We start from the raw sequence: 21,850 nt of genomic DNA on the forward strand, positions 1-21,850 counted from the left end.
GCGCTGTGGGCCGAGGGCGCCAAGGTCCAGGCCTACGATCCCGAGGCGATGAACGAGGCGCAGACGATCTTCGGCCAGCGCGACGACCTGATGCTCTGCGGCACCAAGGAGGCGGCGCTGCGCGGCGCCGATGCGCTGCTGATCGCCACCGAGTGGAAGAACTTCCGGGCGCCGTCCTTCGAGCTGATCCGGGAGCAGCTGTCGACGCCGGTCGTCTTCGACGGCCGCAACCTCTACGACCCGGCCGTCGTCGCCCGCCACGGCCTTACCTACGTCTCCATCGGCCGAAAGGTGGGTGGGCAGGACGACCGAGTGACAAAGGAGTTGGCTGCATGAAGGTTCTGTTTGCCGGCGGCAACGGCTACACGCCCGAATTCAGCGGCGGCGTGCAATCGAGCACGCATCATCTGGTCGAGCAGCTGCGCGCGCATGGCCATGAGGCTTCCGTGCTCGCCGCCCTGTTCGGCGACGGCATGTTCGGCTTCAAGGCGCGCGCCAAGATGAAGCTGACGCGGCAACGCGCCGTCATCGACACTTTCCCCGGCTATCCGGTGGTCCGCGCGTGGTTCCCATGGGAAGCCGCCGGCTTTGCCGTGCAGAAGCTCAGGCCCGACGTCGCGGTGGTCCAGTGCCACAAGTCGGTGCCGATCGGGAAGGCGCTGGAGGCCCAGGGCGTGCCGCTGGTCGTCTATCTCAGGAATGTCGAATTCCATGAACTCGCCGGCGACCTCAGCGAACTTCAGTCGGCCCGATACATCGCCAATTCGGAATTTACCGCCCGCGCCTACGGCCAAAGGTTCGGCATCGAGTCGACGGTGATCCCGCCGACCATCGATCCAGCGCTCTACGCCACGCCGACGACGGGCGAGTTCGTGACGCTGATCAACCCATACGAGGAAAAGGGGTTCGAGCTGGCTGTGCGGATCGCCGGGCGCTGCCCCGACATCCCGTTTCTGTTCGTCGAAAGCTGGAAACTGGCCGACGACCACCGCGCCCGTATCGAGAAGACCATCGCGCCGCTCGGCAATGTCAGGCTCGAAAGCCGCACCAGCAATATGAAGACGGTCTATGGCCGCACCAAGATCCTGCTTGCGCCGAGCAAATGGGAAGAGGCCTGGGGCCGCGTCGCCTCCGAGGCGCATTGCAGCGGTATCCCCGTCGTCGGCTCGCGCCGCGGCGGTCTGCCCGAAGCGATCGGCAAGGGCGGCGTGGTTGTCGACTACGATGCGCCGCTGGACGACTGGGTCGGCGCCGTGCGCCGGCTGTGGCAGGACAGGGTCGAGTACAACCGCCTGTCGGCGGCAGCGCGCGAGTTTTCCGAGCGTCCGCAGCTCGATCCCGACGCCCAGTTCGCCACCTTCATGGGCGTGCTCGAGCGCGCGGCGGCGCAACGCCTGCACAAGGCTGCCTGACTTGGCGTTTGTCCGGCCGGGTTCGTGGAGAGCGCATCGATGAAGGTCTGTTTCGTCGTCGACAAGTTTCCCTCGCTGTCCGAGACCTTCGTGCTCGACCAGATCGAGGGTTGCCTCGAGCGTGGCATCGAGGTCGGCGTCGTCTGCAACGAGACGACGTTCGGCAAGGAGCGCAACATCGACGATCCGCGCTGGCGCAACCTGCCCGGCGGTGTCGAGCAATGGTGGGGCGCGCTCGGACCCTTGCGCCCGGCGCTGCGCAAATGGTCGGGCAAGCTCTGGGACAAGGCGTCGACGGCGCTCGACATCGCCTTTGCCCGCAAGCTCGAGAAGTACGATGTCATCGTCGCGCATTTCGGCAACAACGGCCTGCGCGTCGCGAGATCGATGAAACGGCGGCGGATCGCAGCGCCGCTGGTGACGATTTTCCATGGCCATGACGTCGGCGCGCCGATGCATGACGGCACGCTGTCGCGCTACGAGGTCGTGTTCCGGCACGGTGCGCTGCAGTTGCCGGTCAATGGCTTCTTCCGCAAGGCGCTGATCGAGGCGGGCGCGGCAGCCGACACCGTCGCCGTGCACCACATGGGCGTCGATACCGACACGATCGGCTTCCAGGCGGTCGCACGCGAGGAGGCTGCGCTGTCGCTGATTTCGGTCTGCCGGCTGACCGAGAAGAAGGGCATCGAGTTTGCCCTGCGCGCGCTCGGCGAGGTACAGGCCAAGCGGCCCGACATCGAATGGACCTACACGGTGATCGGCGGCGGCGAATTGCTCGACGCCATGAAGCAACTGGCGGCGAAGCTTGGCATATCGCAGCGCGTCGCCTTCCTGGGACCGCGTCCGCACAGCGAGGTCAAGCAGCGCCTGAGCGAGGCGCATGTCTTCCTGCTGCCCAGCGTCAAGGCCAGCGACGGCGATGTCGAAGGCATCCCGGTGGCGCTGATGGAAGCGATGGCGGCGGGCCTCACGGTGGTCAGCACCTATCATTCCGGCATTCCCGAATTGATCGAGGACGGCAGGACCGGCCTTTTGGCACCCGAAAGGGACGTCGGTGCGCTGGCGCAGAAGCTGGCCTGGATCGCCGACAACCCCCAGGCATGCGAGCAACTGGCCGTGGCCGCACGGCGCAAGATCGAAGACGACTTCGATTCGGTTCGTCTCAACGACGCCTTTGCCGACACGCTGTTCCGCCTCGCCGCCACCAGGGCCGCGGCATGAGCGCCGACACCGGGCAACTGGGGCGCATCGCCCTGCGCGGCGGGGCGCTGACGGCTGCGGCGCAGGCGATCAAGATCGGCATCCAGTTCGTTTCGGTGGTGATCCTCGCGCGGATGCTGGCGCCGGAGGATTTCGGCCTCGTCGCCTCGGTCGGGCCTATCATCGCCTTTGTCGGCCTGTTCCAGAACCTCGGCTTGCAGCAGGCCGTCATCCAGCGACCCGAAATCAGCCAGCCGCAGCTCAACCAGGTGTTCTGGATCAGCGCGCTGGCCGGCCTGATCTGCACGATGGCGATCGCCGCGCTGTCGCCGGCGGTTTCGGCCTTCTACGGCGACGCCAGGATGACCGGCATCACGCTGGCCGCCGCCATGCCGCTGCTGCTCGGCAGCCTGGCCGCGCTGCCGCTGGCGCTGATGAACCGCAACCTGCAATTCGGGCAGCTTGCGATCAACGACGTGGCGACCGCGCTTGCCGGCCTGGGTGCGGCGATCGCCGCCGCCTATGCCGGGCTCGGCTACTGGTCGCTGGTGATCGGGCCGGCGGCGGGCGCGGTGGTGACGCTGTTCGGCGCATGGCTGGCGACGCGCTGGAAACCGGGCAGGCCGAACGTCAGGGTGGAGCGCGAAATCCTGCATTTCGGCGCCAACCTCACCGGCTTCAACCTCGTCAACTTCTTCTCGCGCAACCTCGACAACATCCTGATCGGCAAGTTCTCCGGCCCGATCGAACTCGGCTATTACGACCGCGCCTACAAGCTGCTCCTGTTTCCGCTGCAGAACATCAACCAGCCCCTGTCGCGGCTGATGGTGCCGCTGCTCAGCCGCATCCAGGACGACAAGCCGCGCTTTCGCGCGCTCTACTTGCGCACCAACTGGCTGCTCGCCTTCGTCACCGTGCCCGGCATTGCGGCATTGACCATCGCTGCCGAGCCGGTGGTGTCGATCCTGTTCGGCGAACGCTGGCTCGGCGTGGCGCCGATCTTCGCCTGGCTCGGCATTGCCGGGCTGATGCAGCCGGTGTCGAGCACGACAGGCTGGATCTTCATGTGCCAGGGCAAGACGAGCACGATGTTCCGCTGGGGCGTCTATTCGGCGCTGACGACGGTGCTGGCCTTCGCCGTCGGGCTGAAATGGGGCGCGGTCGGCGTTGCCGCCGCCTATGCGATCAGCGGTTACGTGCTGCGCCTGCCGGTTCTGGCGGTGCTGATCGGCCGTACCGGCCCGGTCTCGGCGCTCGACTTCCTGATGGTCCAGGGCCTGCTGATCGTCGCGGCGGCCGTCGCCTGGCTCGGCTACGGCTACCTGCCGGCTGCGCTCATCGCGCAGTCGAACATCGTGGCGGCCCTGACCGCGGCGGCCCTAAGCTACGCGGTGGCGCTTGGCTTCATGGTCGCCGTGCCCCAGTCCCGTCGCGCCCTTGTCGAAACCTGGAAGACCGTCGCCCGCAACATTCGTTGAGGTGTCGGCCAGAAGCGGCCTGATGAGGTCGGCGGCCGACATGGCCGAGACATGTTCTTCCAGCACCGCCGCAATCGTCGTTGCCCTGAGACGGTCGAGATTGCCGGCGAAGGCGGCGAGCTTGGCGTTCGCTTCCTCGGGTGTCACGGTGTCGATGTCGAGCAGCAGGTCGGCGAGGCCGACGCGCTTGGCAAGCTCGCGGGTCTTGAACTCGTAGGCGATCGGCAGCACAGGGGTGCCGACGCAGAGTGACATGATCATCATGTGCATGCGGGTGGCGACGACGAAGTCGAAACCCTTGACCAGCTCCATCAGCTGTTCGGGCGTGTGGAAGCCGGCATCGACGCTGACCCGGGCGGCAACATCGGCATCGAGCTCGGCGACGATGGCGCGCGCGGTCTTCGAATCGTCGTGCGCGTATTCCGGCACGCCCTGGCAGGTCGAGACGAAGGTCACCTGCTTGCCGTGGTCGCGCACCAGCGTGGTGGCGATGCCACGGATCGAATCCATGTACCGGTGCATGCCGTCGGCGCCGTCGTTGACGTAGTTCCAGTGCCGCACCGAAATGCCGACGCGGCCGGTCGGCCGTGGCGGCGTGCCGGCCGAGAGCAGGGCCTCGATGCGCGCGGTGTCGGCCAGCGCAAACACCGAATCGGCGACAACATGGCACTTGCCGGGGGCGTCGACCATGCCGGCGAGGTGGCCGCGCGAGCGCTCATCGCGCAGCAGCATCAGCGGGCTGCGGTCGAAGACCGGCTTCAGTTCACGGCGGTTGTAGTCCTTGTCGAACGGCCCGAGCGACTGGGTGAAGAAGACCGGGTCCTTGCCGAAGGTCGCATCGATGCGAAACTGGTTGAGGCGGCGTTCGAGATTGTAGTTCTCGACCAGATAGGTGCCGCCTGTCGTGACGACGAGATCAGCCTTACGGTACATGTCGAGGCTGCGGCGGTCCTCGGCGCCGAACATCGTCTCGTCCAGCGCCCGGCTCTTGCCGTAATGGCGCAGGGCGCTGAGCGCGAGGCGGTTGTAGATCGGCTTGGCCAGGTTCTTCAGCCGGTTGTCGTCATAGGGATACTTGAAGATGGATTCCGAGAGCAGCTTGCGAATCTCGATGTCCGGATAGGCTTGTCTGGGGTAGAGCCGCGACGCCACTTCGGGCTGGCTGTCGAAGACCTGGAAGCGCAACTCGCCGGCATAGGCCGTCTTGAGGATGTGCCTGATCGCCAGCAGGATCGCCGCATCGCCGGTGTTCAGGCAGACGGTATTTTCGACGATGACTGTCTTCACGGGCCTTGGCCTCCTCGGATTTGTCGTGTCGGGAAATCAAGTACAAGGCTAACCCGGCCATTTTGCGGCGCAACAATAATTGAGGTCGGGTCAGTCAATAATTGTTGCGGCGCAGCAATGGGTGCACTAGCCTCGTCAGCGGTGGGCCAAACTGCGAGCGTGAATTCATGCTGCATGTTCTGTACCTGGTGCATGATGTTTCCGACCCGGCAGTTCGTCGACGGATCATCATGCTCAAGGCTGGTGGCGCGCGCGTTACGCTCGCTGGTTTCCGCCGGACGCAAGAACTCGAAGACGTCGAGGGCGTGACGCCGATCGACCTTGGAATCACGCGCGACGGCCGCTTTGCGCAGCGGCTGGGCGCGGTCGCGTTTGCCGCGACGAGCATTGCCGCGTCGCTGAAATCGGTCGCCGTGCCAGACGTGATCGTTGCCCGCAATCTCGAAATGCTGGCGCTGGCTCAGCGTGCCCGCAGCGCATTTTCGTCATCCGTGCCTATCGTCTACGAGTGTCTCGACATCCACCGCCTGGTGCTGCGCGAGGATATTTTCGGCAAGACCCTGCGCGGCGCAGAGCGCCTGCTCGGGCGCAATGTCAGCCTGCTTTTGACCAGTTCCCCGGCCTTCGTCAGCCACTATTTCGAGCGCTTCGGACAGATCGACGCCCCGATCGAACTGCTCGAGAACAAGCTGCTCGAACTGGAGCCTCGGTTCGACATGGCGCCGTCACCGGTACCGCAGCTGCCGTGGAAGATCGGCTGGTTCGGGGCGCTGCGCTGCCGCAAGTCGCTCGAATTGCTGGCCGATTTCACGCGCAGCGCCGAGGGCCGATTCGAACTCGTCATGCGCGGTCGGCCGGCGCTTTCGGAGTTCCCGGATTTCCATGGTTTCGTCCAATCGGAGCCCCATTTGGCGTTTAAGGGTGCCTACCGAAACCCCGAGGACATGGCCGACATCTACGCGCAAGTGCATTTCTCATGGGCGATCGACTTCTTCGAGGAAGGCCAGAACTCGACATGGCTGCTGCCCAACAGGCTCTATGAAGGCTGCCGCTTCGGCACGGTGCCGATCGCCATGGCCGGCACGGAAACTGCCAGCTTCCTCGAACGCCAGAAGATCGGGCTGGTGTTGTCCGAGCCGTCGGTCGCGGCACTGACGGAAACCCTCTCGGACATGACGAACGAGCGTTACGCCGCCCTGCATGGGGCGGTGCTTGCCCGCGATCCCGCGACGTGGGTGTGCAGCCGCTCCGATTGCCGCGCCCTGGTGGCAAGGCTCGAACGCGTCGCCGCCCAAAACCGGGACGGCACGATCGGCGCCATCGCCGCCTGACACCCAACGCATCCAAGATAAGCAGCTTCATGACCGAGATTTCACCCGCCATCATCGTCATTCCGTGCCTGAACGAGGAGCACCATATCGGCGGCCTGCTGGGCAAGCTTCGCCCGGCGGCACGGCGGCTCGGCGCCCGCATCATCGTCGCCGACGGCGGCAGCCGCGATGCCACGCGCGCCATCGTTGCCGACATCGCGGCACGGGACGACACTGTCGTGCTGATCGACAATCCCGCTCGCATCCAGAGCGCTGCCATCAACCTTGCCGTCGAACGCTTCGGCGATGGCGCCGACTACCTGATCCGCATCGACGCCCACGGCGGCTATCCCGACGACTATTGCGACAGGCTGCTCGAAGAGGCGCGGGAAACGGGTGCGGATTCCGTCGTGGTCTCGATGCTGACCGAAGGCAACGGCGCCGTCCAGCAGGCGGCGGCGGCGGCGCAGAACTCGAAGCTGGGCACCGGCGGATCGAAGCACAGGCATGGCTCTTCTGGGGAATGGGTCGACCACGGCCATCACGCGCTGATGCATATCGCCGCGTTCCGCGATATCGGCGGCTATGACGAGAGCTTCAGCCACAATGAGGACGCCGAGCTCGACCATCGCCTGCGTCAGGCCGGCTACCGCATCTGGATGAGTGGGCAGACGCGGATGACCTATTTTCCGCGCGGTTCGCTTGGCGGGCTGTTCCGGCAGTATCTCGGCTACGGCCGGGGACGGGCGAAAAACCTGCTGAAGCACCGGGTCGTCCCGAAGATCCGCCAGATGGTGCCGCTGATGGTGGCGCCGACGACGGGTCTTGCCGTGCTGTCGTTCGTGCACTGGATCTTCGCCGTGCCGTTCCTCGCCTGGGCTGCGATCTGCCTTGGCTACGGCCTTGCCCTGGCCTTGCGCGCCGGCAGGCCGGGCCTCGCGCTCGCCGGCGTGTCGGCGATGGTCATGCATTTCGCCTGGTCGCTCGGCTTCTGGCTCCAGCTTGCCGGCATGCCAGCAGGAGGGCGAGCCGCGTGACCGATACGCCAAGCATCGACATCTGCGTCTGCACGTTCCGGCGCAAGGAACTGGCCGACACGCTGCGTTCACTGGCGGCGATGGAGCTGCCGGAAGGCTTTCGCATCGGCATCGTCGTCGCCGACAATGACGAGGTGCCGAGTGCACAGCCGCTGGTCCTTGCGCTTGCCGAGGAACTGCCGCTGCCGGTCCGCTACGTGCATAGCCCGGCGCGCAACATCTCGCTTGCCCGCAACGCCTGCCTCGATGCCAGTTCGGCCGATCTTGTCGCCTTCATCGACGATGACGAGAAGGCGACCGGTGGGTGGCTGAAACGCCTGGTCGAAACCGCTCAAGCGAGCGGCGCCGACGTGGTGCTGGGCCCGGTCAAGGCACGCTACGGGGCAGGGGCGCCGGGCTGGATGCAGGTCGGCGACTTCCACTCGACCTATCCCGTCTTCGTCCAGGGCGAAATTCGTACCGGCTACACCTGCAATGCCTTGCTTCGCATGGCTTCGCCCAGAATCGCCGGCCGCCGCTTCAGTCTGGCGCGCGGGCAGTCCGGCGGCGAGGACACCGAGTTCTTCGACCAGGTGTTCGGCGCCGGCGGCCGCATCGCCTATGCCTCCGAGGCCTGGGTGGAGGAGCCTGTGCCTTCGACACGCGCGTCGTTCGCCTGGCTCACCAGGCGGCGCTTCCGCGTCGGGCAGACGCATGGCCGGTTGCTCGGCTCGAAGCGGCCCGGCGCCGGGCGGGTCGGCGAGTTGGCCAAGGCCTCGGCCAAGGCTGGCTATTGCTTTGCAGCAGCCGGGCTGGCCGCGTTCCAGCCTGTCAGCCGCAACCGCAGCCTGCTGCGCGGCGTGATGCATGTCGGCGTTCTCAGCGGCCTGGTCGGAGCCCGCGAACTGCGTCTCTACGGCAATGAAGGAGGCCAGGATGCAGCCTGACGTCAGCTTCGTCATCGCCGCCTACAATGCCGAGGCGACGCTCGGCCGCGCCATCGACAGCGCATTGGCGCAGCGTGAGGCCAGCGTCGAGGTGATCGTCGTCGACGACGGTTCGTCCGACGCAACGCTTGAGCTTGCATGCACCCATGCCGACGCCCGCGTCCGGGTGCTGGCGCTGGAGACGAATCGCGGCCCGGGCGGGGCGCGCAATGCCGGTCTCGATGCGGCGCGCGGCCGCTGGGTCGCGGTTCTCGATTCGGACGATGCCGTGCTGCCCGGCAGGCTTGCGGCGATGATTGCGCGCGCCGAGCAGAGCTCCACCGAGATGGCCGTCGACAATATCGCGGTGATTCGAGAAGATGGCACGCCGCCGGAAGTGATGTTTCCCGAGCGTTATCTCGAAGATCTGGCGAATCTCACCTTGGCCGACTTCATCGGCGGCAATGTCGTCTTCGAATCCACGTTCAATTTTGGTTACATGAAGCCGATATTCTTGCGTGAATATCTTGAGCGCCATCGTCTGCGCTACGACGAAAATCTGCGCATCGGCGAGGACTACATCCTGCTCGCCAGCGCGCTCGCCAATGGCGGGCGCTGCGCCGTCGAACCGGCCGTAGGCTATGCCTATCACGTCCGCAAGGGCTCGATTTCCAGGGTTCTGGAGCTTCACCACATCGAAGCGATGCAGCGCGCCGACGCCGCCTTCGAGGCATCCAACACGCTCGACACCGAGGCTCGAAAAGCGTTCACGCGACGGACGCGCAGCCTCTCGCAGGCTGCCTCATTCCTGTCACTGGTTGAGCACATCAAGCAGCGGTCGCCGCTCAAGGCGATCAGAACCGCACTGGGGGACCCGGCGGCGGTTCGCCATCTGCGAATGCCGATCGCAGTCCGGCTGCGCCGGGTTGCCCGGCAGTTCGCATACCGGCCCGGCAAATGATGCGATCGCCGGGACGGCCAAGACCAAGACGAGGAGACTGACATGATCGAGAGGATTGGCACGATGAAGAAAGTCAGGAAAGCGGTGATCCCGGTGGCGGGTCTCGGCACGCGGTTCCTTCCGGCGACCAAGTCCATGCCCAAGGAAATGCTGCCCGTGGTCGACAGGCCCGTGGTGCAGTACGCCGTCGACGAGGCACTGGAGGCCGGCATCGAGCACATCGTCTTCGTCACCGGCCGCAACAAGGCGGTCATCGAGGACTATTTCGACCTGCATCCCGAACTGGTGGGCACGCTCGAGCAGGCCGGCAAGGTCGACCAGATCAAGTCGCTGGAAAGCCTGCTGCCCGTGCCGGGTGCCACCAGCTTCACCCGCCAGCAGGCGCCGCACGGGCTCGGCCATGCCGTCTGGTGCGCCCGTGACATCATCGGCGACGAACCCTTCGCGCTGCTGCTGCCCGACATGGTGTCGTTCGGCAAGCGCGGTTGCCTGGCCGAAATCATGGAACTGCACGCCGAGACCAGCGGCAACGTCATTGCCGTCGAGCAGTGCGATCCGAGCGAGACCAACAAATACGGCATCGTCGGCAAGGGTCCCGACGTCGGCTCGGGCTTCGAGGTTACGGCGATGGTCGAGAAGCCGGCGCCGGCCAGCGCGCCGTCGAACTTCTACATCAACGGCCGCTACATCCTGCAACCGGAGATCTTCAACCTGCTGGGCACCCAGAAGCGCGGCGCCGGCGGCGAGATCCAGCTGACCGACGCCATGGTGCGGCTTGCCGCAAGCCAGGCCTTCTTCGCCCGGCCGTTCAATGGCCGGATGTTCGACTGCGGCTCCAAGGAAGGCTTCATCCAGGCCAATGTCGCCTTTGCGCTGAAGCGGGCCGACATCCGCGATTCCGTGCTCGACGCCATCCGCGACATGGTCGCAGAGCACGATCACGTCGCCGCGGCCTGAAGCCATGAACTGTCGAAGGCGGATGAAACGGTTCGCCTTCGACAACGTTTGAATGATGCGTGCCCCGACAGGCACAGCAGTTGCGTAGCTGAAGTCGGCTTCGCCAGAACCCAGCGAGCAGCGGGCGCTGCTCAGCAAGAACTGGAACGCAGATGAACTACGCCAGCTTCCCCTTCAACAACCGCATCCCCGCGTCTCGCGAGGGGCCGCGTGAAGGCAGCGACTTCATCGATCTCGAACGCCTGCTGGCCATGGCCAAGCGCCAGGCCAAGGTGGTCGGCGTCGGCGCGGTGGTCGGCCTGCTGCTCGGGCTCGTCTACCTCCAGACGACGCCGCCGACCTTTACCGCCTCGACCCGCGTCCTGATCGACGAGGGCATGAACAAGATGGTCGACGAGGTTTCGGCGACGCCGGTCAACATGCAGACCGATGCGGCGATCCTTTCCCAGATCGAGATCATCAAGTCGGCACGCCTGGCCGCGGTGGTCGTCGACAAGGAAAAGCTCGACCAGAACCCGAGTTTCATGCAGCCGCCGAAGTCGCTGCTGTCGACCCTGGTCGGCTATGCCCGCGGCTTCCTGCAGATATTCCGCTCCGCCCCTGACGTCGCGGGCGGCACCGAACTCACCGAGGCGCAGCGCAAGGCGATGGCGGCAGCGGCGCGCAAGGAGCAGGCGGTGGCGATGCTCCAGGCAAACATCATCGCCGAGCGCTCCGGCCGCAGCTACGTCATTTCCATGGGCTACAGCGCGCACGATCCGCAACTGGCGGCTGCGATCACCAGGGCCTATGCCGACGCCTTCGTCGCCGACCAGCTCGACGCGAGTTTCGACGCCACCGAAAAGGCCGCCGTCTGGCTCCAGGGCCGGCTGGAAGAGCTGCGCTCGAGTTCGCAGAAGGCGGCGCTCGAGGTCGAGAAATTCCGCGCCGAGAACGGCCTGGCGGCAGCGCGCGGCGAAACCATCGCCGAACAGCAGCTGTCCGACCTCAACGCCCAGCTGATCCTGGCCCAGGCCGACACCGCCAAGGCGCGGGCGCGCTACGAGCAGTACCGCACCATCGTCGAAAGCGGGCCGGAAGCGGCCGTCGGCAATTCGACCCTGTCGGCCGAGGTGGCCGGAAACCCGCTGATCTCCGACCTCAAGAAGCGCCATTCGGGCGTCACCAAACGCGAACAGGAGATTTCGGCCGGCTTCGGTCCCAATCATCCGCAGGCCGTGGCCTTGAGGAAAGAGCAGACGGACCTCGCCAACCAGATTTTCCGCGAGCTGAGCCAGCTTTCCGAGACCTACCGCAACGAATTCGAGGTGGCGCAGTCGCGCGAGACGGCGCTGCGCAACAGCGTCTCGGAGGCGACCGGCCAGAATTCCAGCGCCAACCAGGCGCAGGTGCGGCTGCGCGAGTTGCAGCAGCAGGCGACCGCGCTCAGCACGCTCTACCAGACGTTCCTGTCGCGCTACGAGGAGGCGTCGCAGCAGCGTTCGTTCCCCATTGCCAAGGTCAGGGTGATTTCGGAAGCGACGATGCCGCGCGGCCCGTCGAGCCCGCGCACCTCGATGGTGTTCGGGCTGGCGCTGGTGCTCGGCGTCGTCATCGGCGCGGCCTTCGGTGCGCTCAACGAGTTCAACGAACGCTTCTTCCGTACCGCCGAGGACGTGCGCGAGCGGCTTGGCGTCAAGTTCCTCGGCTACCTGCCACTGCTCGGTTCGAATGACGACAAGAAGGAGGCGCCGAAGACCGAGACAGGCAAGATGGGCACGCCGCCGCCCCAGCCGCCGACGCGCGCCGCCGAGGCAGCCAAGCGCCGGGCCAAGATGCGCATCGCCGTCGACGCCCCGGCCTCGATGTTCGCGGAGACGCTGCGCAGCACCAAGATCGCCGGCGACGTCGTGCTGCAGGACACGGGCTGCAAGGTGATCGGCGTCATCTCGATGCTTCCGGGCGAGGGCAAGTCGACGGTGGCCGCCAATCTCGCCGGCCTGATCGCCAGCAATGGTGCCAAGACGCTGCTGATCGACGCCGATTTGCGCAATCCGGGCCTGAGCCGCAGCCTCGGCATCGATGCCGAGCAAGGCCTGGTCGAGGCGGTGGTCAACGACCAGGGCTGGCAGTCGGTGATCAAGGTCGACCGCCAGACCAAGATGGCGATCGTTCCGGCAGTGGTCCGGGGCCGTTTCTCGCACACCAGCGAATTGCTGTCCTCGGCGGGCATGCGGCGCTTCATCGATGATGCCAAGGCGACCTTCGACTACATCATCGTCGACCTGCCGCCGCTCGGCCCGGTGGTCGACGCCAAGGCGTTCGCGCCGCTTGCCGACGGCTTCGTGCTGGTGGCCGAATGGGGTGCGACGCCGCGTCCGCTGGTCCGCTCGGCGCTCAATGCGGAGCCCCAGATCGCCAGCAAGATCCTTGGCCTGGTGCTCAACAAGGTCGATCTGAAGAAGCTGCCGCGTTACGGCGCCTATGGCGGCTCGGAACAGTTCCTGGAGAGATATTCCAGCTACTATGTCGACAAGAGCGAGCCCAAGGTGAAGGTCGCCGGCTGACGGCCGGAGCCGTCATGAGCAGGACGGGCTGCCCTTTAGGGGCATGTCAGGAAAACAGCAGCCGGCCACCCTTGTCGGCGATCCGCACCGCGGTCAGCCGGCCGGTCTTGAAGGCACCGGTGTCGATGTCGAGCCGGCGGCCTTCGATGCGCGGGAAGTCGACAGGGGTATGGCCGTGCACCGTCCAGCGATCGAGCCGGCGTGACGCCTCGAAGAACTCCTCGCGGATGTAGAGAAGGTCGTCGTCCTTCTGGTCGAGAAGCGGCACACCCGGCCGGATGCCGGCATGCACGAACAGGAAACGTTCCGAATAGGCCATGATCGGCAGCGAGCGCATGAACTGCATGTGGTCGCGCGGAATGTTGGCGCGGATGTACTCGTCGAGCTTGCCGCTGCTGCCATAGAGTTCGGCCAGATGCTCGTCGTCGATGTCGTAGGAAAACAGGGCGCTGCGGGCACCGGTGGCGAGCCAGCGCTCGAGCGACAGCCTGCCGTCGAGATAGTCGAGCGCCTGGGCCTCGTGGTTGCCGATCAGGCAGATGCGATCGAAGCCGGCCGGCGGCGGGGCGATCAGGTGGTCGAGCACCCGCGCCGAATCGGGTCCGCGGTCAATGTAGTCGCCGAGCATGACGATGAGTTTCCGCCCGGGCAGCGTCGCCGCGTCGGCAACGATCTTTGCCTCGAGCGAACGCAGCTCCCTGAAGCAGCCATGCACGTCGCCGACGGCGTAGACGACCGTGTCGGACAGGTCGAGTTCGACCCGCTCGCGCCCCTGCGGCCTGTTCTGCTGTCGGAAATTCAGGAAACCCACCAGTATCTTGCCTCACATGCGCGGCCGCGCCGCCGCCGAACCATCCCGGCACATTCGAAACGAGCGGCATTATAGCGGGATGTACCACGGACAGGCATGCCCCGCCGCCGACACCTGCAAAAATCGGCTGGTCATGGTAAAGAGCGCGGAGATGAATGGCCGTGGTGGCGCGAGACGATGGTCGTTAATGTTGCCGAACGATCGCGGCCATTGCGCCTCGCGGAGGCCGAGAGGCGCCACTTCAGAGGCATCATTCCGGAGGAAGGAAGTGGTAGCGGGAGAGGGCTTGCCTCACAGGATGATCATGCTTGGGCGGCCTATTGTTTTTATTAAGTAATTTGACGATGTGTCGCGTCTATGTCGCGTTCATCCCAGAAGCGCTTTCTCTGCTACCGCCATTTCGTCGGCGTCGTCACCGCGTGGGAACAGGTAGCCGTACGTATCCATGGTCATGACGATGGAACTATGCCCAAGGCGTTCCTGGACGACTTTCGCCGGCAATCCGAGGCCACCATCTTGCGGCCGATCGATCGACCATGACGCGTAGAAGTGCCGAAGCGCGCTCGCGGCCTTAATGGCTTTGCCCTGGTCGTCTTCCCGCCAGCGTGGCGACCGGGTTCGTGACCGTCACCTAGGAGGATGCGATGAAGGACAGCGTTCCATCGTCGGGCACACATCGCCCGAGCAAGCAGGCAATCCGGGATTGGGGAGAGACCGTGGAACGCGATCTACGTCGCGAACTTGTCGCCAGCCTCTTCCAGATGGCGAGCAAGGGTCTCGGTCACTTCTTCGCTCGTCGTTCCGGACGCGTCGGTTCGGATGCCATCGGCAACGACGGCCCGGCCATCAATGCGGCGCTTACACTCGGTGGCGTGGGTATCACCCTCCAGTTCATGAAAAGGTCTATGCCACAAGTGAAACCATCAGCGTCTTCAGGGAGGGCCAGACGCCGCGCGGCGTTCAGGCCGGCGCGACTTTCTCCGTGGCCCCTACAACGACGGAAGGCACCGCTCTGAAATGGATCGGGGCCGCAGCGGGCACGCTGTGCTACTTCGGCTGCCCGCCAGGCGGCACGGCAGATATGAGCGGCGGCGGCATTTACGCGGTCCAGTTTGACGGAAATCTGCTTGCAAGCAAAAGCCTGCACCTCCGAAGCTGCTCGTTCTCGATCTTCCAGCATGTTCGTTGCTGCAACGTGTGCGACAATATCACTGCCTATTGCATGATCATGGACAGCGAGGCCCGCCCAGGCGTCAACTCGATGTACCGCTGCAATTCCACAACCTGGCTATCTCAACGGGTTCTGCCGCAGCTTATGGCCTTGTGATCACCGGAGCGGTCGACGAGACATCTGGTCGCCACCCCGCATTGTGCACCTTCAGTGGCCTGCACATCACCCACGATGACGGGGATGCTCTCTATATCTCCAGTGCTGACGATCTTCTGTTTGCAGATCTCGGCGTTCCAAGGGTCGCAGTAGGGCTCGGCAAATCCGTCAATCTGGTACCGGGCGCCAATCGCGCTGTTGTTGGACTGACGTTCAACCAGGTCGGGACAAATGACGCGCCTGAGTTCCGCGCCGATGCTTCTGCAGCCTCATCCGTGGCGTCGCAATCTACGGCCTTCAGGGTGTGGACGCTGCGCCGACAATCACCCGCGTTGGCGGGGCGGAGATCGACAGGATCGACTACCTCGGGGAGGTCTATACTACCGGGCAGGAGTCACGTGGCGCCTATTCGCAGGTGCCGGGGCTGTTTCTCAACAATACGGCACGAAGCTCGCCCAACTGTTTGGATTGGTACGAGGAGGGATCATTCACGCCGACGTTCTCTTTTGCCAGCGGCACAACCGGCATGACGCTGGGCGCTCAGACGGGCAACTTCACGCGCATCGGCAACATGGTGATGTTCCGCCTGAGCGGGATCTACCGCTAAGGGGAGTTCGACGGGCAATCTGTCGATCACTGGATTGCCGTACACATCCGCGCAGATTGGAGCTCTCCAACTGAACAATCTTACGTCTGGTGTTGGCGATACGATGTTGACGGCTTCCATGGGGGCGGCGGGTGGCACTGGCCTTCAGATCTACAAGTTGTCGGCCGGTGCAGTAACAGCCCTGACCCACGCCGACATTACCAACACTTCAGTGATCCCCGTCATGGGGTTCTACTTTGTCTGATTTTGAGCGTCTGTTTCCAGGCGTTCTAGTCTAGTGACCGCGAAATAGAAAACGACAGGAACTGGGATGACCTACATCGACGAATAGCTCTAAAGTGTCGTCAGCACGCTACGGACTGCGTCCAGGTCGGTGGTAGACTTGATCGCAGCTAACTCGGAGGGAGCATTCGGCAGACATGGTCCTCCTGACATCTCAGAAGGGCTAAGGATCACCGTGTAGTTGTGGTCGCACGCCGCTGTGAGGTTCAACAGCCAACGTTCTGCATACCCAGTGTCACCCCAATACCCGACCCAGTGTTCGGGCATGAGGTCGATTATCTGTGCGCACGGTGGTGAAAAGACCATGTTGGCAAAGGCCGATCCGTGATTGCCAGCAATCACCTTCGCTTGGGAGAACAGGTCGATCTGCTCGCGGAAGCTCAGATAGGCAGGGCTTACGAGTTCGAAACCATGAGCTTGAAATTCGGAGACCACCTCCACTTCATTCCGCGCTGTGCGTGGCGAGTATGCACCTTCACGAGTTAGGTAGATCCTGCGAGATGGCGTAGCATTCCGTTTCGCATCTGTGAACTCCCGTAGGCAGGAGATGATATCTTGGCGCGGCTTGAAAGAGTTCACTCCAGTTAACATGTTGGACAACGACATGTCCCTGACGAGCACTTTCCCTTCGGTCACAATCAGTTGCTCAGGCGGGAAGCCCAATTCGACCAAGACTTCCTGAACCCTCCGGGGCAGAAACTTGGGTACAATGATCTTCAGGCCCTCGGATCGAACCATCTGGCGGGACAGCGCCAGCGCACAAAGGCCATCGAGGAGAAAGTGCCCATACGCACCGCACGACCGATGGAAGACATGAATTGCCCGCTCTTTGATTTCCGTCTGTGCAGCCTTGCGAACTTGTTGGGCAAGGTTTGGCTGTCTAGTGTCCACGTAATAGCTTGCAATATGCGAAGCTGACGATTCCAGTTCGCCGCCAGGGAGCACCACCAGCCCCGTGTTGGTATCGAGGACGCTGTCGAAGAGCCTCTTTGTCACAATGTCGGGCGCGACATAGCCGCGGTCTTCGAGTAGCATGCGCTTCAGGGTTCCAAGCCGATCCGAACTCAGATTTGAGGCCAGCCGCACGATCCTGTCCGAGGTTACGCTTGTCCCAGGTTGGATGCTTTGCGTGGCAGGTTGCGGAATTGTTTCGGTTTGGTGAGCCTCTATTCGAGGATTATTGCGGACAGCTCTAAGCAGATTGGCAAGCATGGACGGCTTTCGCAAGACATCAGACCCCGTAGAAATCGCGCAACTCGCGACGAAATCGAAATCCCCACTAGCCGAACTTTACTTCACGAAGGCTGGTGGCATATCCCTAAAGTGGCATCATTATCTGGATATCTACCACAGGTATTTTACCTCCTATCGGAACAAGCCCTTGCGGTTCCTGGAGATCGGCATATTCGACGGTGGATCGTTCAACGTCTGGCGCCCATACTTTGGTGAACAGGCCACCATCTACGGCATTGATATCGAGCCGACATCGGCTGCCAAGGTAGAAGCACTTGGGCTGAATTGCCATGGCCGAATCGGCAGCCAAGCTGATCCTGATTTCTTGCGCGCGGTGGTCGCCGAGATGGGCGGCGTAGACATTGTGATCGACGATGGAAGCCACGTTGCCGAGCATCAGCTGACTTCGTTTCGTACGCTGTTCCCGTTACTTTCTGATGGAGGGCTCTACGTTTGCGAAGATCTGCATACCTCTTACTGGGAAGGTGATTGGCAGGGAGGCTACAAACGTCCAGGCACATTCATTGAAGTCACCAAAGACATCATCGACAGCTTGCACGCGTGGTATGCGCCCATCAAGAACGATCTGTCGGACATGCAATTGCATCGCAGCGTTCCCGCAATCCACATCCATGACAGCATGGTGGTAGTCGAAAAAGCCGCTGTTGAGCCACCGGTCATGATCATTCGCTAGTGCCCTGGCGGCAAATGCAACCAGCTTTGCTTCGGGTGTTGGTGATACCGCGCTGATGGCCCTCACAAGCGGCACTACGGATCGGTCTTTACAAAATGGTTGCCGGGGTCGCGACGGCATTGAGCAACGCCGACTTTACCAACACCACAACTTTGGTCATTTCCGGGACCTATCAAACGTCTGACGCCGCTGCGTAGTAGAAGCGTCAGGATTTCACATGGTTCTGTATTGTCTTCTTCGACATTTCTCGCCTATGCGACGGCAGCGGAGGGGCTATGCATTCCAGTCAGAATTCGCGCATTCGCGCGCTCGACGCCTTGCGTGGCATCGCCTCCGCATCCGTCGTTCTTCAGCACACATATGACATTCACTCGTTCCCAGCCCCGCAATGGATCAGATGGCTGGTGGGTGAGAGCTTCGGTGTGCCGCTCTTCTTTGCGGTTAGCGCCTTCTGTCTGTACTACGCGATGGAGCGGCATGATTCTCAATCGCAGTCGGCCATCGTCTTTTATTTAAGACGGTTTTTCCGCATCGCGCCGCTGTTTTATGCCCTGCTGCTGCTCTATGTGGCATTCCTCTACTGGCGATTTGGCCTGAATGCTCCGCAGACCTCTCTCCTGCTCAGTATGCTGTTTGTGTTCAATTTCTTTGAGGGCGAGCAGGCCGGTATTGTCTGGGCAAGTTGGACAATCGGCGTCGAGATGGCCTTTTACGCGGTGTTTCCACTTATCTTTGCCATCGTAAAGACTCCCTGGCGGGCGAGTGCGATGTTCGTCGGCTTCATCGTGTTGTCCGAGGCCGTGCTCGTATTGCTTCCAAGCTTCGTGGCCGACCCAGCGGCATACTGGAAGCTCTCTGTTTTCCGGCACCTGCCGATCTTCGGCGCAGGGATTGTCGCCTACCAGGTCGGAGTGCTGTTCTATCACCGGCGTAATGCCCTGTGGATTGGGGCGTCGTGCCTGCTGGCTGCGCTAGCCTTCATCATATTGTGGCGTTGGGGCGTGCTGGGTCGTTGGGAGCATCACGGCAAGGCTGCCGCCGCGGGATTGGCGGTATTGGGTTGCTACCTCTGTCCCCTACGGGCGATTGTCAACCGCCTGACAGTGGCGCTTGGGACGATCAGCTACTCTCTCTACCTGGTGCATGCGCCGATCATCTACTATTCACGGTGGGTATATGATGCGGTCTATGCCCTGTCTCTGCCGGCGGCTCTCACTTTTGTCCTCTGCGCGGTCATTTCATTCGCTTTTTCTGTCCCCCTGGCCTGTGCGTTCTACTTGCTCGTAGAGCGGCCCGGAAACCGGCTGGGCCGGTTTGCCGCGTCGTCGCTGAGTTCATGGCGCCAGCGATACGTGCCCGCCAATTGACGACTCCGCGCTGACGCCATCGATGTCCCGATCTGAATTTTGCGCACATAGCATGGTCCATCGGATAGAGGACGTCGACAACCAGCAGACCAAGGACCTGCATCCGCGCGACGATGATCACGGCGAGGTAGATCCAGTCTTCCAGCTGAATTTGGGCAGCACCTCAACCGCCTCCTCAATGCAGCAGCGGCTTAGGGGCGCTTGAAGTCGTTTACCATCTCGGGGCGCGAAACTCTTTTGAACGCGCTCCGAAATCTACTTGCCCTGATGTTCGGGAAAATCGGCGCGAGCTTAGCAAACAGATATTCTTTGTCCTTCGTGATACGGGGGAAGCTGACAAAGGTTGTGGGGATATCATTGCGCACGAGGGCGTCAACGACTGCTGCAAACTTATGAGCCAGCACATCCGCTTGATCTGTCCCGCGATCCGTTCCCCACAAACCGCCGGCTACAGCGATCCCATCGGCCGTTCCTGTGGTCTGTGTCTGCACAAGCTTACGGCTGGCGGCAGCGCTTGAAATGTCGCGCACCGGCACAATGACATGCCTGAATTCGAACCCGGCAGCCAACAGGTCATCCATGTGATCGCATAGGAACGGGCTCTTGACGATCGTAGGGCCGGTTGGATCGAAGATATCCCACTCCAGGCCAGCCCTAGCGGTTGCGAAGTAACTCGAACCATCGTCCTCATGAAAGCCTGTATCGAGTCCCAATTCTGTAAGAAGCTGCATCAGGAAGGTGGTTCCTGCCCGACCTGTTCCGGTAATGTATACACGCCCAGTTTCCGCAGGGCCAAAAAGCCCGCGCAATTTCTTCAGCAACATTTTCGCAGCTCCCACGATCGCAGGCAGAAAAGCCACAAACTGCCAGTGGGGACAAGGCATAGGTGGAACTCTTTGACCTGGCCGCTCAGGACGAGCCCAATCTCTTTGGCACCGTTTCCGCAGCCAACCGATACGGCCTTGCCGATAGGTGAAGCGAACTCGGCTAGCCGACGGTGGAAACCGGCATGTGCTCCATCGATAGGCTGTCCGCAGACCCGTTGATTGATGTGGCGGATTACGGTGGGCGACTGCCACCAGCGAGCCCTGTTGGCGACACGCGGTGCATTGTCCCAAAACTTTGCTGCGCGGGCCGTGGCCTTATCCATGGTTGTCACTCCCCTTTGGCAACTCGGTAAAACATAGGGTCTGGAAGTACAACCTTAAGCCTACAAGGCTGGGACGCTGACACCCACAATGGTGCATCAACATGACGGTTCGCGTTTCTACGCGGCCTTGCGTGCGCTCATCCGGCGTGTTCGGTACCTTTTTCGCAAAGCCAGGTCGACGGCACCGAGCGCATGCTCGACGAGGCGCAGCGCCGTGGCACGTCGTTGAGGCATCTGGCCTACATCTTGTCGACCGCCTACCAGGAGACGGCGCACACCATGCAGCCGATCCGCGAGAGGGGCGGCGAGGGCCAAACGACGGCGGCATTTAAGATTTCGACGGCCCGGAAATCGCCGATGCCGGACGGAAGACCAAGTATCATTTTGTGTTTTGGCAACACTTCAAAGGTGAACTTAGGAATTGTCAATAAATTTCTCGACCGTATGTTGTGTTCTGCTGGGGGGTAAGTTCGAAGATTGTTGTGAAGAATTTTATGCTAACGAACGTATTTTGCTCTGGATATCAGGAATTTTTCGGGCTGAGTACAGATACACGGATTGTGGTGATCTGAACATCGGCGATGGACTCGGGAGTGGCAGCTTCGCCTTCAAGGCGAACGATGCTCGTGTCGGGTTGGCATACAAGTTTTAAGCCATGATGTTTCCAACCCCGGCACTTACACGGGCGCTTAGTGCACGGGATGGCGAACTAAAGGTGGATTGGAAGCAAGGCCAACTCATATCCGACCGACGCTTGAGCTTCACGCTTCAGATGCACCACGGTGCCAGGTTGGCCGGTGCAGTTCTCCGAGAAGATGTGCTGCCGCCGCTTTTCCGACATGCGGCGACGTAGAGTTTTCGCGGTCATCGCGTCACCCTTTGTGTCGCGTTCCATGTCGCGTCGGCTGGCCGTGCGCCAGTGGAAACGCTTGGAACCAAGGGAATTCCGTTGCAACATGGTGCATCAAAGAAGCGGCCGAATGGGTGGCGCTCTAGGCCTCTAAGTCTTTGATTTTACTGAAAAAAGAAGTGGTAGCGGGAGAGGGACTTGAACCCCCGACCCCAGGATTATGATTCCCGTGCTCTAACCAACTGAGCTACCCCGCCAGGGCCGGCGAAAGTCCAACTTTTCCACCCACGGATGGGGCAGGCGTCGAAGCGTTCGCCAAGGTCGGGCGGATATAAGGTTGGCAGGGCGAGCCTGTCAAGCATGGATGACGCCTTCATCTGGGAAATTCGCAAGCTGCCGTTTGGTCATGCCTTGGGCCGTTATGGCGCAGGCGGCG

General features: G+C 62.6%; 20 protein-coding genes, 1 tRNA gene and 1 pseudogene. 15 read left to right on the forward strand and 7 right to left on the reverse strand.

What is annotated here, in order from left to right; translation table 11 throughout:
* The 4 genes from GGR00_RS25260 to GGR00_RS25275 form a co-directional block, all read left to right on the forward strand.
* Window positions 1-336, forward strand: a 336-nt coding sequence (locus GGR00_RS25260) for a UDP binding domain-containing protein (protein WP_281389316.1), incomplete at its 5' end; no start/stop codon positions are given.
* The gene (locus GGR00_RS25265) at window positions 333-1,412 is read left to right on the forward strand and encodes a glycosyltransferase (RefSeq protein WP_184702071.1); all 1,080 of its coding nucleotides are present in this window, start codon (window positions 333-335) and stop codon (window positions 1,410-1,412) included. The genes GGR00_RS25260 and GGR00_RS25265, both read left to right, overlap by 4 nt.
* Before the next feature lie 39 nt (window positions 1,413-1,451).
* Window positions 1,452-2,633 (forward strand): glycosyltransferase, encoded by a 1,182-nt coding sequence (locus tag GGR00_RS25270; protein WP_184702073.1) that lies wholly within the window; start codon window positions 1,452-1,454, stop codon window positions 2,631-2,633.
* Complete coding sequence (locus GGR00_RS25275; RefSeq protein WP_184702075.1) at window positions 2,630-4,090, forward strand: lipopolysaccharide biosynthesis protein; 1,461 nt, start codon at window positions 2,630-2,632, stop codon at window positions 4,088-4,090. Before GGR00_RS25270 ends, GGR00_RS25275 begins: the two co-directional genes overlap by 4 nt.
* Here the strand turns inward: GGR00_RS25275 and GGR00_RS25280 are convergent.
* A complete protein-coding gene (locus tag GGR00_RS25280) occupies window positions 3,992-5,377 on the reverse strand; it encodes a polysaccharide pyruvyl transferase family protein (protein ID WP_184702077.1) in 1,386 nt (461 codons plus the stop codon). The two genes, GGR00_RS25275 and GGR00_RS25280, sit on opposite strands and share 99 nt — an antisense overlap.
* Window positions 5,378-5,544: 167 nt before the next feature.
* On the opposite strand from GGR00_RS25280, the gene GGR00_RS25285 reads away from it, so the two are divergent.
* The 6 genes from GGR00_RS25285 to GGR00_RS25310 all read left to right on the forward strand — a co-directional run bounded on the left by GGR00_RS25285 (window position 5,545) and on the right by GGR00_RS25310 (window position 13,093).
* On the forward strand, window positions 5,545-6,708 hold the full coding sequence (locus GGR00_RS25285; RefSeq protein ID WP_184702079.1) for a glycosyltransferase family protein: 1,164 nt from the start codon (window positions 5,545-5,547) through the stop codon (window positions 6,706-6,708).
* Between the two features lie 29 nt (window positions 6,709-6,737).
* A complete protein-coding gene (locus tag GGR00_RS25290; RefSeq protein WP_184702081.1) occupies window positions 6,738-7,724 on the forward strand; it encodes a glycosyltransferase family 2 protein in 987 nt (328 codons plus the stop codon).
* Entirely contained in the window at window positions 7,721-8,650 is a 930-nt protein-coding gene (locus tag GGR00_RS25295) for a glycosyltransferase (protein ID WP_184702083.1), read from the forward strand. Before GGR00_RS25290 ends, GGR00_RS25295 begins: the two co-directional genes overlap by 4 nt.
* Entirely contained in the window at window positions 8,640-9,590 is a 951-nt protein-coding gene (locus GGR00_RS25300; RefSeq protein ID WP_055973456.1) for a glycosyltransferase family 2 protein, read from the forward strand. The genes GGR00_RS25295 and GGR00_RS25300 overlap by 11 nt, the downstream gene beginning before the upstream one ends.
* Window positions 9,591-9,653: 63 nt before the next feature.
* Complete coding sequence (locus GGR00_RS25305) at window positions 9,654-10,547, forward strand: UTP--glucose-1-phosphate uridylyltransferase (RefSeq protein ID WP_055973458.1); 894 nt, start codon at window positions 9,654-9,656, stop codon at window positions 10,545-10,547.
* A 152-nt stretch (window positions 10,548-10,699) separates the two neighbouring features.
* On the forward strand, window positions 10,700-13,093 hold the full coding sequence (locus tag GGR00_RS25310) for a polysaccharide biosynthesis tyrosine autokinase (protein WP_055973461.1): 2,394 nt from the start codon (window positions 10,700-10,702) through the stop codon (window positions 13,091-13,093).
* Between the two features lie 46 nt (window positions 13,094-13,139).
* Here GGR00_RS25310 and GGR00_RS25315 read toward each other — a convergent pair whose 3' ends face one another.
* Window positions 13,140-13,904, reverse strand: a complete 765-nt coding sequence (locus GGR00_RS25315) for a metallophosphoesterase family protein (RefSeq protein WP_343065644.1) — start codon at window positions 13,902-13,904, stop codon at window positions 13,140-13,142.
* A 366-nt stretch (window positions 13,905-14,270) separates the two neighbouring features.
* Window positions 14,271-14,465: pseudogene (locus GGR00_RS28390) on the reverse strand (site-specific integrase); the annotation flags it as partial.
* 421 nt (window positions 14,466-14,886) lie between these two features.
* Here GGR00_RS28390 and GGR00_RS25320 point away from each other — a divergent pair.
* The gene (locus tag GGR00_RS25320) at window positions 14,887-15,231 is read left to right on the forward strand and encodes a hypothetical protein (protein WP_156381169.1); all 345 of its coding nucleotides are present in this window, start codon (window positions 14,887-14,889) and stop codon (window positions 15,229-15,231) included.
* Between the two features lie 304 nt (window positions 15,232-15,535).
* The gene (locus GGR00_RS25325; RefSeq protein ID WP_055973466.1) at window positions 15,536-15,838 is read left to right on the forward strand and encodes a hypothetical protein; all 303 of its coding nucleotides are present in this window, start codon (window positions 15,536-15,538) and stop codon (window positions 15,836-15,838) included.
* Window positions 15,839-16,171: 333 nt separating this feature from the next.
* Here GGR00_RS25325 and GGR00_RS25330 read toward each other — a convergent pair whose 3' ends face one another.
* Window positions 16,172-17,332, reverse strand: coding sequence for a glycosyltransferase family 61 protein (locus GGR00_RS25330; protein ID WP_082496488.1), 1,161 nt, complete (start codon window positions 17,330-17,332; stop codon window positions 16,172-16,174).
* On the opposite strand from GGR00_RS25330, the gene GGR00_RS25335 reads away from it, so the two are divergent.
* Together GGR00_RS25335 and GGR00_RS25340 are read left to right on the forward strand one after the other, a co-directional pair.
* Window positions 17,331-18,047, forward strand: a complete 717-nt coding sequence (locus GGR00_RS25335; protein ID WP_055973473.1) for a class I SAM-dependent methyltransferase — start codon at window positions 17,331-17,333, stop codon at window positions 18,045-18,047. The two genes, GGR00_RS25330 and GGR00_RS25335, sit on opposite strands and share 2 nt — an antisense overlap.
* Before the next feature lie 275 nt (window positions 18,048-18,322).
* Window positions 18,323-19,414, forward strand: a complete 1,092-nt coding sequence (locus tag GGR00_RS25340) for an acyltransferase family protein (protein ID WP_055973475.1) — start codon at window positions 18,323-18,325, stop codon at window positions 19,412-19,414.
* A 191-nt stretch (window positions 19,415-19,605) separates the two neighbouring features.
* On the opposite strand, the gene GGR00_RS25345 is transcribed toward GGR00_RS25340, so the two are convergent.
* Complete coding sequence (locus GGR00_RS25345) at window positions 19,606-20,238, reverse strand: hypothetical protein (protein WP_055973478.1); 633 nt, start codon at window positions 20,236-20,238, stop codon at window positions 19,606-19,608.
* Window positions 20,239-20,756: 518 nt separating this feature from the next.
* On the opposite strand from GGR00_RS25345, the gene GGR00_RS25350 reads away from it, so the two are divergent.
* Window positions 20,757-21,032 carry a hypothetical protein gene (locus tag GGR00_RS25350; protein WP_184702085.1) on the forward strand — a complete coding sequence of 92 codons (276 nt, stop codon included), beginning with the start codon at window positions 20,757-20,759 and terminating at the stop codon, window positions 21,030-21,032.
* Window positions 21,033-21,273: 241 nt separating this feature from the next.
* On the opposite strand, the gene GGR00_RS25355 is transcribed toward GGR00_RS25350, so the two are convergent.
* Together GGR00_RS25355 and GGR00_RS25360 are read right to left on the reverse strand one after the other, a co-directional pair.
* Window positions 21,274-21,459: a hypothetical protein gene (locus GGR00_RS25355; RefSeq protein WP_184702087.1), complete on the reverse strand. Its 186-nt coding sequence runs from the start codon at window positions 21,457-21,459 to the stop codon at window positions 21,274-21,276.
* A 135-nt stretch (window positions 21,460-21,594) separates the two neighbouring features.
* Window positions 21,595-21,671: transfer RNA gene (locus GGR00_RS25360), tRNA-Met, on the reverse strand.
* Window positions 21,672-21,850: the final 179 nt, after the last annotated feature.

This window comes from Aminobacter aganoensis, from assembly GCF_014206975.1.
Lineage (GTDB): Bacteria > Pseudomonadota > Alphaproteobacteria > Rhizobiales > Rhizobiaceae > Aminobacter > Aminobacter aganoensis.

What these genes read in the sequence shown, in the direction of transcription:
- GGR00_RS25335 (WP_055973473.1), top strand. Translation starts at nt 17,331, where the DNA reads ATGGACGGCTTTCGCAAGACATCAGACCCCGTAGAAATCGCGCAACTC.
- GGR00_RS25265 (WP_184702071.1), top strand. Translation starts at nt 333, where the DNA reads ATGAAGGTTCTGTTTGCCGGCGGCAACGGCTACACGCCCGAATTCAGC.
- GGR00_RS25275 (WP_184702075.1), top strand. Translation starts at nt 2,630, where the DNA reads ATGAGCGCCGACACCGGGCAACTGGGGCGCATCGCCCTGCGCGGCGGG.
- GGR00_RS25270 (WP_184702073.1), top strand. Translation starts at nt 1,452, where the DNA reads ATGAAGGTCTGTTTCGTCGTCGACAAGTTTCCCTCGCTGTCCGAGACC.
- GGR00_RS25285 (WP_184702079.1), top strand. Translation starts at nt 5,545, where the DNA reads ATGCTGCATGTTCTGTACCTGGTGCATGATGTTTCCGACCCGGCAGTT.
- GGR00_RS25305 (WP_055973458.1), top strand. Translation starts at nt 9,654, where the DNA reads ATGAAGAAAGTCAGGAAAGCGGTGATCCCGGTGGCGGGTCTCGGCACG.
- GGR00_RS25350 (WP_184702085.1), top strand. Translation starts at nt 20,757, where the DNA reads ATGCTCGACGAGGCGCAGCGCCGTGGCACGTCGTTGAGGCATCTGGCC.
- GGR00_RS25345 (WP_055973478.1), bottom strand. Translation starts at nt 20,238, where the DNA reads ATGTTGCTGAAGAAATTGCGCGGGCTTTTTGGCCCTGCGGAAACTGGG.
- GGR00_RS25355 (WP_184702087.1), bottom strand. Translation starts at nt 21,459, where the DNA reads ATGGAACGCGACACAAAGGGTGACGCGATGACCGCGAAAACTCTACGT.
- GGR00_RS25300 (WP_055973456.1), top strand. Translation starts at nt 8,640, where the DNA reads ATGCAGCCTGACGTCAGCTTCGTCATCGCCGCCTACAATGCCGAGGCG.
- GGR00_RS25330 (WP_082496488.1), bottom strand. Translation starts at nt 17,332, where the DNA reads ATGCTTGCCAATCTGCTTAGAGCTGTCCGCAATAATCCTCGAATAGAG.
- GGR00_RS25340 (WP_055973475.1), top strand. Translation starts at nt 18,323, where the DNA reads ATGCATTCCAGTCAGAATTCGCGCATTCGCGCGCTCGACGCCTTGCGT.
- GGR00_RS25310 (WP_055973461.1), top strand. Translation starts at nt 10,700, where the DNA reads ATGAACTACGCCAGCTTCCCCTTCAACAACCGCATCCCCGCGTCTCGC.
- GGR00_RS25290 (WP_184702081.1), top strand. Translation starts at nt 6,738, where the DNA reads ATGACCGAGATTTCACCCGCCATCATCGTCATTCCGTGCCTGAACGAG.